13 protein-coding genes are annotated in these 17,630 nt (G+C 66.0%); 1 reads left to right on the top strand and 12 read right to left on the bottom strand.

Annotated features, from left to right (window positions below; translation table 11 throughout):
* The first annotated feature begins 139 nt into the window (after positions 1 to 139).
* The gene (locus AB0C34_RS20005) at positions 140 to 1,204 is read left to right on the top strand and encodes an SPFH domain-containing protein (RefSeq protein ID WP_357074815.1); all 1,065 of its coding nucleotides are present in this window, start codon (positions 140 to 142) and stop codon (positions 1,202 to 1,204) included.
* Between the two features lie 109 nt (positions 1,205 to 1,313).
* Here AB0C34_RS20005 and AB0C34_RS20000 read toward each other — a convergent pair whose 3' ends face one another.
* The 12 genes from AB0C34_RS20000 to AB0C34_RS19945 form a co-directional block, all read right to left on the bottom strand.
* Positions 1,314 to 6,260, bottom strand: coding sequence for an NAD-glutamate dehydrogenase (locus AB0C34_RS20000; RefSeq protein WP_357074812.1), 4,947 nt, complete (start codon positions 6,258 to 6,260; stop codon positions 1,314 to 1,316).
* Between the two features lie 167 nt (positions 6,261 to 6,427).
* A complete protein-coding gene (locus AB0C34_RS19995; protein WP_357074809.1) occupies positions 6,428 to 7,123 on the bottom strand; it encodes a hypothetical protein in 696 nt (231 codons plus the stop codon).
* A 1-nt stretch (position 7,124) separates the two neighbouring features.
* Positions 7,125 to 8,153, bottom strand: coding sequence for a discoidin domain-containing protein (locus AB0C34_RS19990; protein WP_357074806.1), 1,029 nt, complete (start codon positions 8,151 to 8,153; stop codon positions 7,125 to 7,127).
* 77 nt (positions 8,154 to 8,230) lie between these two features.
* Positions 8,231 to 8,584, bottom strand: coding sequence for a helix-turn-helix transcriptional regulator (locus AB0C34_RS19985; RefSeq protein WP_357074803.1), 354 nt, complete (start codon positions 8,582 to 8,584; stop codon positions 8,231 to 8,233).
* Between the two features lie 15 nt (positions 8,585 to 8,599).
* Positions 8,600 to 10,324, bottom strand: coding sequence for a type VII secretion protein EccE (gene eccE, locus AB0C34_RS19980; protein WP_357074801.1), 1,725 nt, complete (start codon positions 10,322 to 10,324; stop codon positions 8,600 to 8,602).
* Positions 10,321 to 11,679 carry a type VII secretion-associated serine protease mycosin gene (mycP, locus tag AB0C34_RS19975; protein WP_357074798.1) on the bottom strand — a complete coding sequence of 453 codons (1,359 nt, stop codon included), beginning with the start codon at positions 11,677 to 11,679 and terminating at the stop codon, positions 10,321 to 10,323. The genes eccE and mycP overlap by 4 nt, the downstream gene beginning before the upstream one ends.
* A complete protein-coding gene (eccD, locus tag AB0C34_RS19970) occupies positions 11,679 to 13,202 on the bottom strand; it encodes a type VII secretion integral membrane protein EccD (protein WP_357074795.1) in 1,524 nt (507 codons plus the stop codon). The genes mycP and eccD overlap by 1 nt, the downstream gene beginning before the upstream one ends.
* Positions 13,199 to 14,728, bottom strand: coding sequence for a MinD/ParA family protein (locus tag AB0C34_RS19965; protein ID WP_357074792.1), 1,530 nt, complete (start codon positions 14,726 to 14,728; stop codon positions 13,199 to 13,201). Before AB0C34_RS19965 ends, eccD begins: the two co-directional genes overlap by 4 nt.
* A gap of 34 nt (positions 14,729 to 14,762) precedes the next feature.
* Positions 14,763 to 15,593 carry an ESX secretion-associated protein EspG gene (locus tag AB0C34_RS19960; protein ID WP_357074789.1) on the bottom strand — a complete coding sequence of 277 codons (831 nt, stop codon included), beginning with the start codon at positions 15,591 to 15,593 and terminating at the stop codon, positions 14,763 to 14,765.
* A gap of 53 nt (positions 15,594 to 15,646) precedes the next feature.
* Entirely contained in the window at positions 15,647 to 15,961 is a 315-nt protein-coding gene (locus tag AB0C34_RS19955; protein WP_357074786.1) for a hypothetical protein, read from the bottom strand.
* A gap of 44 nt (positions 15,962 to 16,005) precedes the next feature.
* Positions 16,006 to 16,314, bottom strand: a complete 309-nt coding sequence (locus AB0C34_RS19950) for a hypothetical protein (protein ID WP_357074783.1) — start codon at positions 16,312 to 16,314, stop codon at positions 16,006 to 16,008.
* Between the two features lie 14 nt (positions 16,315 to 16,328).
* On the bottom strand, positions 16,329 to 17,624 hold the full coding sequence (locus tag AB0C34_RS19945) for a PPE family protein (RefSeq protein WP_357074780.1): 1,296 nt from the start codon (positions 17,622 to 17,624) through the stop codon (positions 16,329 to 16,331).
* Positions 17,625 to 17,630: the final 6 nt, after the last annotated feature.

Here is a 17,630-nt window from a genome sequence, read left to right as displayed (position 1 = left end):
AGTGACCCAACTTTGTAACAGTCCAGATACCGAAGACAGCCCTGAAAACGGTGTTCGAGCAGCAGCGATGGGAAGGGCCTCGTTGATCGGGCCACCGCGTGTCGGTACGCTCGGGATGAAATCGGCTGATGGAGCGCAGATGGCGTGGTTCGAACGGGAGTTCATAGCGGTCCCCGAGGATCGTAAGAACCAGATGGTCTACAAGTGGCCGGATGTCAATATCCGCCGCTACTCACGCGCGATGGTCAACGCCGACGAGATCGCCTTGTTCGTCAAGTCCGGGCAAGTGGTCGCGGCGATGGGCCCTGGACGGCATCGCATCGACGCCGACGAACTGCCGGTGCTCGGCGCGCTCGTCGACACCGTCACGGGCGGCAATTACTATCGCGCCGAACTGTATTTCGTCTCGACACGGGAGGTGCCGGGCGTCCGATTCGGCGGGCGACTGGCCGACATCCTCGACCCGGTCAGCGAGCAGGTGGTGACCTTGCGCGTCTTCGGCGAATTCGCGCTCGCCATCCGCGATCCGGCCGAACTGCTTACCTCGCTGGCGGGCACCGCCGATCTCACCGATCAGCACAAAGTACAAAACTGGTGCGCAGATCTACTGCTCAAGTCCATGAAAATCGCTGTCACCCAAGGAATTTCGCGAGGCGACTGGCAAGTACTCGGACTGTCGGCGCAACTACAGCCGATCGAAGCCGCGGTCATGCACCAGACCAACACCGCGCTCTACGAGTACGGGCTACGTATCCCGCGCATGGGTAACTTCGACATCACACTGGCGCCGGAGGACGCGGAACGGCTGAAGCGGCTCGCCAAGGACGTCAAATACATCAGCCTGACCGGCGACTTCCAGCGCTACGCCGCGGGCGAGCTGGCGCTCGGCGCGGGGCATGGGTTGGCACATGGTCACCACCACGGCGTAGAGGGCGGATTCCTCGGCGCCGCACTAGGTATCAGTGCCATCGGACAGCATGTGTCCAACCATTCCGGCGCGCCGCAACTTCCGCCCGCCACGGCCGACACCGGGCAATCCCTGTGCGCCAGTTGCCATACCGCTAACCCGGCGAGCGCGCGATTCTGCATGAACTGCGGAACCGCCCTTGCGCCACGGCCGCGGCACTGCCCCAGCTGCGGCACGGAATCGACGGCTGCGGCCAAGTTCTGCGGAAACTGCGGAACACCGATGCCCGGCGGCTGACGCCGAACCCGTCTGAGCTCACTCCGCGCTCATTCCACGGAAACCGCGGAAACGCCGATGCCCGGAGGCCGACGCCGAGCGCGTCGAACCTCCGGGCATCGTCCGTATCTCAGCCGACGACAGTCGGTGCTACGGCGGTGGACTCGCCACCGCTGCTCACCATGCTCCGGACCTGCCGCGCCGCGACCGAGAGCGAGGCGAGATCATGGGTCTCCGCAGCGAAGATCTGCGCCAGCGATGTGCCCGCGCGCGCGAGCCGCGACCGGTTGGTGGACTCCCAGTACGCGATCTTCTCCGCGGTGCTGTCCTGCGGTTCGGTGGCGGTCAGCACGTCGAGCGTCAGCGAGCGCAGCGAATCGTAGAGATCCTCGCGGACCGCGAGACGCGCCAGCGTGCGCCAGCGCCCGCCACGCTCGAGGTTGCCGACCGCGGTCAACAAGCGCTCGATCTGGAAGTGCTCGTTGAGCGCGTAGTACAGCACCGCGACCTCGGAGGGATCACGCTCGGCGATCTCCGCCAGATCGGTCACGTCGAGCAGTGGGAAGCGGTGGATGAGCCCGAACGCCTCATCGGCAAGATCCTGCGGCGCGCCACGAGAGATCGCCCCGCGTGACCGCTCGGCCAGGTCGTCGGCGAGGTAGCCGGTCAGCAAGACGGGCACCTGACTGGCGAGGGCACGGACACCGTCCCGGTACCTGGCGATATCGGCGCCGATCGCGATCGGCTGTGGACGGTTGGACAGCAGCCACCGGGACGCCCGGTCCAGGTTGCGTTTGGTCTCCAGTTCCAGTTCGTTGCGCGCTGCCGTGGACATCGGGGTCTGCCGGATCCGCTGCCAGAGCACGTGCAGATCGAAGATCTCCACGGCGGCCGTGTACGCGCGCACCGCGTCATCGGTGGTCGCGCCGGCCTCTTCCGCGAGCCGGAAGACGTAGGTGATCCCGCCGAAGTCGACCATGTCGTTGATCACCACCGTGGCCACGATCTCGCGCCGCAGCGGGTGCCTACCGATCGCCGCCGCGAACCGCTCACGCAGCGGTGCGGGGAAGTAGGCGGGCAGCACCGACGCGAACGCTGTGCTGTCGAGCAGGTCACCGGCGAGCAGATCGGCCTTGAGCGACAGCTTCACATGCGCCATCAGATTCGCCAGTTCCGGAGAGGTCAGCCCGGTACCCTCCGCGGCACGGCGCGCCAGTTCCGCATCCGTCGGCAGCGCCTCGAGCTCGCGATCGAGGCCGCGGCGCGCCTCGAGATCCGCGATCAGCCTGCCGTGCACGCCGGACATACCAGCCGCGTCAGCCCGTGACATTCCCAGACGGAAGTTCTGGGAGATGTTGTCACGCAGCACCAAATCGGCGACTTCGTCGGTCATCGAGGCGAGCAGCGGGTTGCGGTCGGCCACCGCGAGTTCGCCGCTGGAGACCACCGCATCCAGCAGGATCTTGATGTTGACCTCGTGATCGGAGCAGTCCACACCCGCGGAGTTGTCCAACGCGTCGGTATTCATCCGGCCGCCGTTACGGCAGAACTCGATCCGCCCCAACGCCGTGGCACCCAGGTTTCCGCCTTCGCCGATCACCTTGACCCGCAACTGGTCCGCGCTCACCCGCACCGCGTCGTTGGACTTGTCGCCGACATCGGCATTGGTCTCGGAACTCGCCTTCACATAAGTACCGATGCCGCCATTCCAGAACAGATCGACCGGCGCGAGCAGGATCGCCTTGATCATCTCCGGCGGGGACAGCGTAGTCACGTCCGGAGCCAAATCGAGCGCCGTGCGCACCTCCGGAGTCACCGGAATCGCCTTGGCGGACCGGTCGTAGACGCCGCCGCCGGGGCTGATCAGGGACTTGTCGTAATCAGCCCACGACGAACGCGGAAGCCCGAACATCCGCTGCCGCTCCACAAAAGACGACACCGCGTCCGGACTCGGATCCAAGAAAATATGACGATGATCGAACGCCGCAACCAAACGAATATGCTCCGACAACAACATCCCGTTGCCGAACACATCACCACTCATATCACCGACACCGACAACAGTGAAATCCTGCGCCTGCGTATCGATCTCCATCTCACGGAAATGCCGCTTGACACTCTCCCACGCACCCTTGGCCGTAATACCCATCGCCTTGTGGTCATACCCCGCCGAACCACCCGACGCGAACGCATCACCAAGCCAGAAACCATAACGCTGCGCCACATCATTCGCGATATCAGAAAACGTCGCCGTCCCCTTGTCCGCAGCCACCACCAAATACGTGTCATCGCCATCACGACGCACCACCCGCACCGGCGGAAGCACCTGCCCCGTCGCACGATCCACATTATCGGTGACATCCAACAAACCAGAAATAAACGTCCGATAACACCCCACACCCTCAGCACCCATAGCCTGGCGATCAGCCACCGGATCCCCCGTCACCACAGGGGGTTGCTTCACCACAAAACCACCCTTGGCACCCACCGGCACAATCACAGCATTCTTCACCGCCTGCGCCTTCACCAAACCCAAAATCTCGGTCCGGAAATCCTCCAACCGATCCGACCAACGCAAACCACCACGCGCCACCGAACCAAACCGCAAATGCACACCCTCCACCCGCGGCGAATACACGAAAATCTCGAACTGCGGCCGCGGCTTCGGCAACTCCGCAATCGCATGCGGATCGAGCTTCACCGACAGATAATCCAGCGGATTGCCCGCGTCGTCGTTTCGATAGTAATTGGTGCGCAGCGTCGCCTCGATCAGGCCGAACAGGGCACGCAGAATCCGGTCGGTGTCCAAGCTGACCACGGCATCGATCTCGGTCTGCACGCGTTCGGCGATCTCCGCGGCCCTGGTAGCGGCCTCCGGACCGACACCGTCCGGATCGAAGTACGCGGCGAATAGTTCGGTGCACGACCGCGCGGTCACCGGATGGGTCAGCAACACGCGGGTGATATTGCCGAAGGTGTAGGCGAATCCGGCCTGTTGCAAGTACTTCGCGTACGCGCGCAGCAGCACCACCTGACGCCAGTGCAGCCCAGCACGCAGCACGAGTTCGTTGAGTCCGTCGACCTCGGCGCGCCCGAACCACATCGCGGTCACGGCCTCCGGGAAGCGCCGTCGCACACTGGTCTCCGGCAACGCGCCGACATCGGCCGAATGCACGAGGTGCTCCGACGGCTCGCTGTCGATGGCCTCGCGCAGCGGCGCCGAAGTGACCCGCAGTCCGAAGTCGTAGATCCACCGGTCAGGGCGGTCCGGCACCGTGATGCGGTAGGGCCGCTCGTCGACGACTTCCACACCGAGACTGTGCAATACCGGCAGCACGCGGCTCAGCGAGATCCCCTCGCCCGCCACATACAACGTGAATCGCCACTCAGCCGAGGAGGTTTCCCGCTGCCGGTACAGGTTGGTGTCGATGGCGCCGTCGGCCAGCCGCTCGAGCCGTCGTAGATCGGTGAGCGCGTGTGCGGGCTCGTGCTCCTGCTGGTAGCTCGCAGGGAAGGCGGCCGCGTAGTCGGTGGCCAGCGCCTGCGGTACGTCGGGTGCGCCGGCGGCCTCGGCCACCAAGCGGTCGCCCCAGGTCCAGGTCGTCGCCAACAACAGCTCCTGGATCCGCTCGCGGTTCTCCTCGGAGATGTCGGCCGGTTCCGCACCCTGCTTGCGGTGCACCGTGAAATAGACGACGGCAAGTTCCGATTCGGTGGCCCGCGCCGAATAGGCGATCTGCTCGGCGTCGAACTCCTCCCGCAGAATGTCGCCCATGCGCAGGCGGACCTCGGTGGAGTAGCGGTCGCGCGGCATGTAGACCAGGCAGTAGATGGCGGCGCTGCGCGCGTCACGCCGGATGAACAGCCGCACCTGCCGACGCAGGCCCAGATTCATGACGGCGGAGACGGTTTCGAACAGCCGGCGCGCGTCGGTGGAGAACAGCTCGACCCGGGGGAACGACTGCATCATCTCCAGCATCGCCTGCCCGGAGAACGAATCGAGACCGAAGCCGGCCCATTCGATGACCTGCAGCACACGGCGCGAGATGACCGGAATGTCCAGGATGTTCTCGTGCAGGCCGGCGACGGTGAAGGTACCGACGAAGACGTGCTCACCCTTCACCATGGCGACGGTGTCGCCTGCGGCCGCGCGGCCACTGGGATCGCTGGAGCCGTAGTCGGCGACGCTGATGAAATACAGATGCCGCGAGCCGGGCAGCAGCGAGTCCACCGAGCCGTTGGCCAGGCGAAGGACCGTCCGCTTGGCGCCGACCACCGGCACGCTGATGTCGGCGACGGCACCGTTGCCGAGGACGCCGAGTCCGGTTCCCGGCAGCTGCCAGGGCTCGAAGTCCGCGTCCACGCTCGGCGCGGAGCGGCGGAAGTGGTAGTAGCCGTACCCAAGTGGGGTGAAGTGACCGTCGGACAGCCAGCGCAGCAGCTCGGCGCATTCCGGGATCTCGGCGTCGTCAGCCCACTGCGCGGCCTGGTCGAGCTGGGCGGCGACGGTGGTCAGCATCTCGCCCATGGTGGGCGTGTCGCCGGCGACCTGGCGCAGGTCGACCAGCAGAGGCGGGAGTTCGCGCTCGATCCGGTCCACCAGTTCGTCGGCGAGACCCGCGCCGAGCTGAACATGGATCCACGACTCGCGCAGCGTGTGGCCATCGGACTCGGTGCCAGGCTCGGCCTCCCCCTCACGGGGCGCGATGGCGAGCAGCTTTCCGTCCGCGTCGCGGGAGACATTGAACACCGGGTGCACGACTTCGGTGACCGTGGCGCCCAGGCGGCGCAGCGCGGCAGTGACCGAGTCGACCAGCAGCGGCATGTCGTCGTTGACGATCTGGATCGCGGCGCCGAGTCCGGTGCTGTCGTCCGGCCGGTACACCCGTGTGGTCGCCGAACCGGACGCGCGGTGGGCGGCCAGCTCGAGATGCTGCCGGAAAATCCGCTCGGCCCGATCCGTGATCGCCGAACTCGAGGGGCCCGGCTGGATCCACCGGAAGTAGGCCGCCTCTAGATCGGTCGGATCATCGCGGAACCGCTGCGATGTAATCGTCTGCTGGGTGGTTGCCACCATCGATCCGTTGCCTTCCCGAGAACTGCGCTCGTACGTTTTCGTACTGCAAATAACGTACCGCTAGATAACGGCACAATCAACAGTGTAACCATAATCATGTTTGCCGGACGGCGGTCGCGGCTTCCGGATCAGGGACTTCTCCGCCCAGGGATCCGGGTGGCACCCCGTCAGCGGACCAGACCTGCTCGCGAGAGGAAGGTCTGGGCGCCCGCCTTACCGGCGAACGTCCCGGTCTCCAACTTCAAACCCAGGCGGGTGTCCGCGTACCAGACGGTTGCCGACGGCCCGATCGCGACATATACGGGACCGTCGACGAGCGTCGTGCCGCCCGCGGCGCGCCACCGAGAGATGGCGTCCGCCAGGCGATCCGGCTGCGGATGCTCGGCATAGAAGGTCAGCTCCCTGCCACCCGCGATGCCACCGAAGAGCATCGGATGGTTGGCGGCGATCACACACTTCTCGCTCTTCCCACTGGAGTCCAGCGGCTGACACGCCGCCGCCGACCGCAGTGGCTCCGGCGTGATCTGCTCCGGCATCCCTCCGGGGAGCGAGGACAGCGAGGGCAACGACACCGAACAGGATCGGGCGACGACGATGGCCAGCACAATCAGGACCAGGATGGCCACCCCGACCGCGCGCCACTGCCAGCGCGGATATCCCCCGCTCACAATCTTTTCCGCATCGGCACCGAGTTTCTCGGCGGCCTTGGCAACCTTCGCGAGTTTGGCGGGCGTCTCCTCGACGACGGTCTCCACAGCGTGCGCGACGGCGCGTAACGGCGCCCCGCAGTGCCCACAGCGAGAATCGGCACCTGCGTTGCGGTGCGCGCAATACTGGCAGATCAGCTCGGACAGCTTCGACACCTCATCGCCCCGTGATGACGACCGACGAGATGGCGGTGGTGTTGACCGAGGGGTCGCCCTTGGATTCCAGCACGGTCAGCACGATCCGCGAAGCGCTCACCGGCGGATCGATCTTGGTCACCACCAACGTCCGCTGATCGAGCGTCGGCTGGGTATAGACAGTCTTGTTCCCGTCATCGAGCCGGTAGGAAACCCGGCTCACCGTACGGTATTTCCCCCACTGGTCGGTACCGTCCGAACTGATGTTGTCCCAGCCGGGCACGATACCGATCGAGTCGACCTGGTAGGTCTTGCCCAGATCGATCGTCACGACCTGGCCGTCGACCTTGTAAGCCCGTACACACGACCACGCCTTACCCGACTGCCCGCTGAAGGCGTCCATCGCCGATGTGCTTCCCGGCGGACACTTCGCATCCGCCGACTTCACCTGGATGATGGAACCCGCCGCGGGAGCGGCCGATGTCGAGGGCGCCGCCGACGTCGGCGGCGGGGTGACAACCAGGATCTGATCCTGTGCCGTGTCCTTCTCCTGGCCACCCGTGGTGATCAGAAGTAGCACGAGCAGCACCGCGACGACAGCGCCGACAGCCAGCGCCACCTTCGGTTTACGCAACTGAGTCAGCGCGTCTTGCCCGACCTGTTTGGCGGGCGCGAGCCGGTCCGCCTGCGCGGATGCGGGCCGAACCGGTTCCGGCTCCTCGGGCGCGACCTGCTTCGCGGATACCGCGGAATAGTCGTTCCCGAATTCCATCGTGGACGCGGATTCCTGTGGCTGACCGTTCAGCAGCGCGAGAATGCGCTCGCTCGCCCGCGGGCCGTCACCCGCGCGGCGACGTGGCGCGGCGGCCTCGGGCTCCGAATCGAAGTCGGGCATTCCGAACGACGGGACGCTGTATTCGGGAGTCTCGACAGGTTCGGGAGATTCCCGCGTTGCCACGCTGGAGGGCCCTAACGACGGATCGGACAGCAATGCGTCCAGGACCGCACCTCGATGACGGAGAAATACATCTCCCGGGTCCTCGTCGGGCATGATTCGGATCGTATCCGGGCCAGACCGCATGCCGAGCGAGCGCTATTCCCACTGGGGAGAACAACATTCGGGCTCGGTCAGCGTTTCTTCTCCTCGGTGACGAAATACTCCGGTGGCACATCGAACACTCTGGCCAGTGCGATCACCAGGTCAAGACGTGGGATGGCGTCACCGTGGATGAGCCGATACAGACCGGACTGCGACACCGGCACATCCGGATACGCCAATTCCAGGTGCTGCGCCAACGAGTACAGCGTCAGCGACCGCGTCGATCCGTCCTCGGTGGAGACGACGGATTCCGCGATCAACTCCGACAGCCGGCTGGAGAAAATCGCTGCGGCGGCCTGCCTCGGGGTTAGCGCATCCCCGGCGTCCTGATGAGAGAGATCGCCGCTCTCGGAATGCGTGTCCGCTACCACGGTGATAGACATTACCGACCACTCCCGTCAGCTCACGCGACGGCCACCAGGTTGCGGCGGCGCAACCGTGGGCCCATGGCTACCCGCGGTGATCGCGGGTGGGCCGTCGACGGAATCGAAATAGCGTGTTTCGCCTCTTGGCTCGATGAGATCGACCCGCACCGTGCGCATCGGAATACTCACGTCCACCGCGGTCGCGCTGACCTGATTGATCGCGAGATCGACGGACCGCCTACGCGGACCACCCGGTTCACTGATCGTGACGGTCGTCTGCGCGCTGGACGCTCGCAGCGGCATGTGGTCGAAGACAGCGATGGTCGCGGGAACCTCCCCGTCCGTCGCGCCACCGGCTTCCGGTCCCGCTCCGCCGCGCTCCGCCAGCCGCAGTGAGCGCGGGTCGCCGACCGCGGCGACCAGTTGCCGCCAGCTGTCCGGCCGCGCCGAGTGGATCTCCACATCCGCGCCGACCACCATCGCCCGCAGGATGATCTGCTGGGCGACCGGCAGCATGGCGTGCACGTCGATCGTGCGCCTGCGCGGGTTGTATCGGGCCGGGTCGAACAGCGGTAGCGCCAGGGTGTGCCGCGGCTGCCCGCTGATCGCGCCGAGAATCTGGCCGTTGGGGCCGATGGCGATGGTCAGATCAGCGATGAGGTCGTCAGGGGCGATGTCGGAACCCGACTCCGCACTGCGCAGCGCGCGGACCGAGGAGCCGGTGGGCAGCGACGCCAGCAGGGCTGCCGACTGGTTGCCGCCGAGCAGCCGCAGGTAGTCCGGCGGCTCGGTAGTCACGGCGGGCCCGATGAACCGGACAATCGCGCGCGGACCCGCTGTGTCGTCGCTCAGGCTCACCACGAGCGTGGTGCGGCCACGGTTCCAGGTCCAGCAGTCGTCCAAACCGACGCCGTCCAGGCGTGTCCAGTCGATCAAGAAGCTGGTTACGCAACGCCCGGGCACCGAAGACTCGAGGGAACTCCAGGTCTCCCGTAGATCAGACAGTTCGACCCCGGCGTGCAGCAATCGTGTGGCGTCTCGCAGGGCGGACGCGGGAAGCGCGTGCGCGGCGATACCGCGTTCGCGCAGTCGTCCCGCGATCCGGTGCGCGGCGGTCGCCAGTGCCTTGGGCGCCGCTATCGAACACGGACCACGCTTGCTCAGCGCGGCCAGGTTGCGCTCCTGGTCCAGCCGCACCACCAGCCAGGTCAGCCGGTCACCGACCACCGGGTGCGAGCCGATCAGCTGGTCGTACAGCATGCTGTAGCTGCCGGTCGACCGAACCCGCTGGCCGGTTGTCACGATGTCGATGTCGACGGCGATGCCGAAGTGGTCGAGCATCGGATGCAGCAGATCGACCGGGATGGTGTCCTCGGTGTAGAGAGTTCGGTCGCTGATCACCGTCGGCAGATCGAGGTTGGGCGCGAGTTGGATCATCGCGACCAGCGTGGTGTCCGCCTCGTTGATGCCGCACACGCCCGCGGCGACCTCGACATCACGGATCCGGGCCTGCCCTACCCGTTCTCGCGCCCTGGCGGTGCGGCCGAAACGGTACTCTGTCCAGTCGAGCAGCCAGCGCGCGCTGGTGCGTTCGCCAACCCGGACGGTCACGGTAGTGAGCAGGACCGTGACGATGACGGCGCTCACCCACCACGGCGTTTTCGCAGACAAGCCGACAAGCAGTGGACTGCCAACCACCACCATCGTGGCGAAGGGACCACGATCGACGCCGCCAACCCGAACACTCGGAAAACTCACCGCTGCCTCCGCAGCAGGGTGTTGGCGCGACTTCCACCGAGACCGAGCAGCACGGCCACGACGATGACGGCGGTCGCCGCGGCTGCCGGCCGAACGTCTTTCGCGCGGGCCGGGGCAGGCATGACCAACTCGGTGGACTGGAACAGTCCGGCAGGCTTCGCTGGGGGCGTGCGGTAACTCAGCGCGGCCAGCGGGTCGATCATGCCCGCGCCGACCGCGTTGTCGATACCACGGGCCGGAGCGTGCGCGCTGGCCTGCAGGCGGGAAGCGATCTCGCCAGGCGTTTCGTTCGGAAAGCGCGACCGCAACAGCGCGGCCACCCCGGCGACGTAGGCCGCGGCGAAGGAAGCACCACCCACCGGCACCAGCTTGTCCGGTTCGCCGACGCCATTGATCAGACCGCCGCCGCCGGGCCCGAGCGATTCGATGCCGGTTCCGGGTGCGGCCACCGAAACCCATGGGCCGGTCAGCGAATCCGGCATCGGCGCTCCGGTCGCGGTGGTGAATCCCACCGTGAGCACGTCGGCCCCGAACCATCCCGGCGTGGAGATCGTCTTCACGTCCCGCCAATTGCGCGTATCGGTCGGACGGGTCGGGTCGATATCCGGATTCTGCGCACAGTTGGCCGTTCCCGCGGCATTGCCCGCGCCCGCGACGATGAGCGAGCCACGGACATGCACCGCGTATCCGATAGCGGCCGACAGCATGGACTGGTCCACTCGCGCCGCCGCGGGCACACAGATGGGCAACGAGATGACGATTACCCCGGCTCCTTGATTCGCCGCGCGGGTGATCGCCCGCGCCATCGTGCGAATATCGACGGCAATCCGCTGATCCGGATCGGAGTTCGGCGTATCGGGGGTGAACGCCCCGGAGCGGACCCGAATAGAGATAATGCGCGCATCAGGTGCGACGCCGGAAAATCCGTCCGTGGGGTCGGACGTCGCGCCGACGATGCCCGCCACCAGCGTGCCGTGAGCGTCGCAGTCGGACAATCCGTCACCGCCCGCCGCGATGTAGTCACCGCCTCCGACGAGGTTGGGCAGTCGCGGACCGGGCTGCACGCCCGTATCGATCACCGCGACGGTGACGCCTGCGCCCCGGCTCAGTGCGCGAGCACGCCGCAGATCCAGCGCCAACTCCGGCGGCGGTGTGCGGGACAGATCGCTGTCCGGCAGCACGCCCGAGGCCAGACAGCCCTTGTTCTGTTTCATCGGGACTTCCGGCCCCGGTGGATCATCCGCGGGCGGCGACCCGACCACCACCTGAGGCGGTTCCAGTGCACCAGCCGGCGCGGCGGTGACGGCCAACAGTACCCCGGCCAGTACCGCGACAGCGGCGCTGCCGACCTTCATCAGATCCCTCGCATCGCCGTGTAGACACCCATGATCCAGAAGGCGATGACCGGAACAACCAGGATGAGCGCATACTCCACCAAGTCGATGACCCGGCGGGTCACCGGGGAGAGCCGCCTACCGGGCAGGCGAAGCGCCGCGACGCATCCGGCACACGCGGCAAGGACCGCCACCAGTCCGACGACGAGACGCGCGGCCGGACTCTCGTAGGCACCCACCAAGACAAAACTCACGCCGCACACGGTGACCGCGGCGGCGGTGATCAGGGCGATCGCCTGGACGCGATCCGGATACCAGCGCGCACGCATCGCCAGCAAGCCCGCGATCGCCGCGGACATGACGATTTCCCGGATACCACCCGGGGCGACCGCGGCGGTGATCACGGCCGCGACCGACAACAGGGTCGAGACCGCGACGATCAGACCGCGCAGACTGGTCACCGCGAGCCGGGCCCTGCCCTCGATACCGACCTCGTTGTTTCGGCGCTGCAGTTCGCTGTCCTCGGTGTGCTCGTGATCGTCACGCACGGTTTCCGCGTCGAACAGATCGGTCAGCGTCGTCGGCGAGACCTCGTTGCCCGGGTCGGGCAGATCCGGCGGCCGTATCCGCGCGATCACCACGGCCAAGCGCGGCGCCGCGGTCAACAGCACGATCCCGATGAGAACCGCACCGCCTGCCACCTGACCGACCGACAGGTCCAGATAGGTCAGCGGAAGCGCCGCTATGGTCACGACCACGCCGAGCACCGTCACCGCCATCAGCGTCGCGATACCCAATCCGCTCAACCGCATCATGGTGGCGGCGGCGACCGCGGCCACCACCGCACCGGCTGCCAGATTCGCCGCGGCGAACGGACCCGGCTGGCCGTAGGCGGGCGGCACCAGCATCGCACCGCCGGCGAACAGCAGCGGCGTGGCCGACAACGACAAGCCGAGGCAAATCTTCGCCGCGCCACCCCGACGCCGGACGGCGGCGGCCGCCCCCCAGCAGACGACGCCGAGTAGGAGGGCGGGCAGCGCACACCACAAGAGCGAACCGGTCTGGGTCCACGACCACGCCAACATTCCGGCCACCGCCGTCGCCCCGACGCCCAGCGTGGCGAGGCCGACGACCGCGGCGGTATTCGCGTCGAACTCGGCGAACTCGCGCTCGTTGATCAGCGCCAGCGCGTCGGTGATGTCCTCGACCACCGGCGTGAACACCTCCGCCGATTCGACCACGGACAGCATCAACACCGTGCCGTCATCGATGTCGTGGTCGGCGAGACTGCGCCAGCGCGGGATCGGCGGTTCGCCGGGGCGAGCCAGACTCCACTGCCCCTGTGGCGGGATGAAGTCGACGCCCTCGTCATCGATGGCCGAGGCGAGTACTACCAGCAAATCGTCGATGAACGTTTCGATCGTGAACTTCGTCGGCACCACCACGTCGACCTGGTAGGTGGAGACCATCACGGCGATTCGGGCCCGGGCGACCTCGGCTGACGGCTGTGTCGCGGACGCCGCGGGCGCTACGGCGGTGCTCATCGCCACCCTCCACGATCACCGGAGTTGTCGGCGCCGCCGGTCAGGTACCCGGGGAATCCATCCGCCAACCAGGCCGCCATTTCCTCATATGCGAGCAACGTCTCTTTCTCCAGCAAGCGCAGATCGATCTCGCCGCCTTCGGCCAGATGGGCATCGTAGGGCATCACACACGTGGGGCGCTGCGCGGTGGCGAACAGCTTCTCGATCGCGTCGACATCGACGGTCGGCTTCACCGGCTGGTGGTGCACGATCGCCACGATCGACTTGGCGATCAGGTGCTGCAGGCCGTGCGCGCTCAGCCAATTGAGCGTGGCGACGGCCCCGGTCACGCCACCGACGGTAGCCGGAGTGACCACGACTACGGCATCGCTGGTCTGCAAGACGGTCGCGGTCGCGGAATCGAGCACACCGGTGCCGCAGTCGACCAGCAACAGGTTGTAGTGCCGGCGCAGAACCTCGACGGCCGTGGCGTATTCGCGGCCGGAGAGGGCCTCGGTGGCTTCGGTGGTCCACGGCGAGGCGATCACCGCGAGATCCGCCGTGTTGATCGACGTGAACGACTGGACCGCGGAGAACGCGTCCAAATTCTGCGACTGCGCCAAGTCACGCAAGGTCAGACCATAGGGGTGCCTGCTGGTACGGGTGGCCAAATCGCCGAAGTCCGGGTTCGCGTCGATGGCGACGACCCGGTCCGGACGCAGGCTGGCGAAGGTCGAGCCGAGTGTCGCGGCGGTGGTGGTGCGGCCGACGCCGCCCTTCACACTCACCACCGCGATCTGGTAGGTCGCGGTGAGCTGGCGCCGGATGCGGTTGCGGCGATCCTCGGCACGCTGCTCGGCCGGCGAGAGCCCCAAGTTGAAACCGACCTTGTTCAACGCGCCCCGGACGCCGGAGTTGGAGCGCAACTGAGCGCGACGCGCGGCCGAGATGTCGGCGAGCAGTTCGATCGAGCTGAGCGCCGCGGGCAACACCTCGATCCGTGGCGTCTGCTCGTAAGCCGAGCGGTCGACCCGCTCGGGAACCCAGGCCGTCGCCGATCCGGACTGCCAGTCTTGACTCGGCTGGGCGGGATCCGTCCGCGCGATCGCTTGCGACGGCTGGTCGACGGAGTACTCGACCTGCTGCGCGCTCTGATACTGCTCGGCCGGCTGTTCTCGAGCCGTATGTTGTTGAGCTGCTTGCTGTTCAGCCATCTGTTGCGGAGCCGCCGTCGGCTGTGCAACGGAATGGTCGATGGGCTGCACGCTCGCCGGCGGCGGCGGACTCGCCCCCGGCGGCGGTCCGACGACGCTCTGGGCCGGACGAGCGCCGGATTCGGCGACGGGGGGCGCCTGCCGCTCGCGCGGCGCGCCGACTATGGGATCGACGTGGGTGAACGTGGCGGCATCCTGGCGGGCTTCGGGGGCCGGCCCTTGCGCGACGGATGTGTCCGTCAGCTCGCCGGTCTGTGCGAAGTACGCGTCGTAACCGCCGCGAGCCCGCGCGGCATCGGCCGAATGACCGTTGGTGCTCGGTGCTCGGTTCATTTCGTCGTCCTCTCGACAACCACGGTCCGACGTCTCAGCTCATTCTGCTGGTGTCGAACCAACTTCGGCCGGGTAATAGATCGACGAGGGCGGCGATGCCCGACCGCAAGGCGGCGTCGTCGCCCGGAGCGTACGTCGACCAGATCTCCCCGTCCATCGCTCTACTCGGGGTGACGATGAGTCGCCCTGACGGTGTGTCCAGCACGCTCACACAAACCTCCGGCTCCGCCGAGCTTCCGTCGTGATGCTCGATCACGAGGACCTCGGCGCGACGCACCACCTGATCGAGCACTCGGCTCAGCACACCCGCGGTGTGCGACTGTGCCCCCAACTCCAACAACGCGTGTCGCCGCTCATCGGGGTCGGACGGGACCTCGGTGAACTGCTCCAGTGTCGCAGTCAGTGGCACGAATTGTAGCGCTGGGCAAGGCCCCAACGCCGCGGCCAGGGCCGCGGTGACAGTGTGCAGGTCCCGCCCTTGTTGGAAGACCGACTGGACGACCACTTCGTCGTCGCAGCGCACAGCGAGCACATGCGTGTCACCACACCGCACAAACGACAACCGAAGCATCGCCTGCGGCTCACCATCGCGGCCGGTATCTACGATGCGGGCAACCAACTCCATATCCGGCCGGTACAGGCATTCCAGCCAATGTGCAATCGTAGGATGCACGCGGTCGCCCTCGACTACGCCCGCACTGGCGAGCTCGTCGAGGACGACAGCATGTACCCGAGCCTGGTCGGCCTCGTTGTAGATATTCGGCATCAACGCCAATACCGGAGGGTAGGAATCGATGTCGAGCATGGACTGCAGCACCAGGGCCGCATCCACGTTGAGAGTGACCAAAACCGGATCGGCATCCATGTCACACCGAACATTCAGCCGATTCCGGAATTGCAAGTCGAACCACGGAGTGTCTAGATCCCGCCGGTTCCGATGCCCTGAAACCTCATGCCCTGGCCAACGTCGACCGCCCGGAACATACCGTCGATGCCAGACACACTCTTGGTTGCGCTCTTCAACGCCGTCAGCGCCTCGTTGTACTGGTCGATCAGCCTTCCCACGCGCTGCTGCAGCTCGTAGTTATCGGTACCGGCGGCACCTTGGAAGTTCTCAGCGACCAGATTGACCAGCGTCGTCCGCTCTCCAGCGTCGACAGTCATGTCACTGAGCACCTTGTCGGTGCGAACAACCAGACCCTCGACGTCGTCGTACTTATTTACAAGAGCCATTTTCGGAAACCTTTCTCGATGGCTTTCTGCCGCAGACCGTCAGATCAGAAATTGAGATTGTATTTGTTGACATTTGCTGCGCCCTCTTGATCCTGGGCGTCGAAATTCGCGCCCGAATTGTTCAGCGCATCGACAATCTCCATGAAGGTCTGGTGCAGCTTGGCCCCTTTGTCCAGGGCTCCCTGCATCCCGCTCTGAATGGCATTGCCGGTGTTTCCCTGAACCGCAGGGGCGTACTCCATTTTGATGCCTTCGAGGATCCCCATGTGGGTCTTGAACGTGTCGGCATGCGTGAAGAACTTCTTGGCGGCGGCGTTGATCTCAGCAGGGTCGCCGGTGTAACTGGTTGGCATATCTTTTCCTTATCTTATGAAGCGTTTACCTGGCCTCGGTCCGGTTCGCCGAGGACGTTGACAAGGTGTGCGTCGGAATCATCGAGACGCGGTTCAGGCTCATCGACATACTCGATCACACCGATGACGGGGGGTTTCTCCAGAACCGGCACCTCCTGAGGTTCTCCGGGGACGAATACAGTCGCCGGTTTCTTGGATTTCTCGTCGTCCCGGCGGCGACGTCCCGTCTTAGGTGCGAAGGCGCCGCGCGGCGGGCCTTTGCGGGCAGGAGCTGCGGTGTTCGCGCCGTTGTTCAGCGGAGCACCGAAGGCTGTTCCCTTACCGAGCGACCAATTCGTCGGCATTCGGAAGCCGGTAGCGCCTCCTGGAATGGAACCCAGACCACCGCGCATCAAACTGACCCCCGCCAGGCCCCCCATACCGCCGTTCAGGGCGGCCAGTGTGGATGAACTCGGTGAGGTCCCGAAGAAGCCGGCATCTTGCGCCGTTCCATCGATCAGCCCCTCCGAGCCATAAGGCGCATCCGCGGGCAACTGCATCGGATCGGAGACGGGCTGCTGCACGTCCGACGGTGTGTTACCGAGGTCCGACTGGCCCGGCTGGTCAGGGTGCGTCGGCGTATCGCCACCGGTCTTGCCAGTATCCTGCGACACAGAGTTGTCCTGCGACACAGAGTTGTCCTGCGACCCGACACGGTCCTGCGTAGAACCGCCCGGATCGCGACCGACGATCCGTTCTATGCCTGACCCTTGTTTGAGGCCGGGGTCGGAACCCAACGGCGATGGATTGCCGATCTGGGGTGGGGACGGCGGTGGCGGTAGCGTAGCTGTATTCGCCATCGTCGCGCCGTGATACGCGTACATCGTCACGGCAGCCTGCGCCCACATGCCCATGTAGATCGCTTCATTGATGGCGAGTGCGGCCATGTTCTGACCCATGCCATTACTCGCCACCAAGGCCGCCGACGCCGCCCTGTTCGTCAGAATCACCGGCAACGGCGGCATACTGGCCAATGCGCTGGTGTACGCTTCCGCTTGGACGAGCGCGTGCTGCGCGACAGACTGCGCGATGCCTCCCTGTGCGCGTAGCCAACTGATATGCCTACGAAATGCCGCCTGCGCCGTATTTGCCGAATCTCCCTCCCACGTAACAGCCATCGCCGTGGTTTGACCTTCAGCGCCCGCCGCGGCCGCCAGCAATCCTTCGGCGATAGCCGAGTATGCGGCGGCGGCCGCTATCATCGGACCAGGCCCCAGCCCAAAGCTAAGCCTCGCTGAGTTGACCTCGGGTGGATACGCCGCGTACAACACGGCAGC

The sequence above is a fragment of the Nocardia sp. NPDC049220 genome, assembly GCF_040647855.1.
GTDB lineage: Bacteria > Actinomycetota > Actinomycetes > Mycobacteriales > Mycobacteriaceae > Nocardia.
This window is presented reverse-complemented; position numbering and strand designations above follow the sequence as displayed.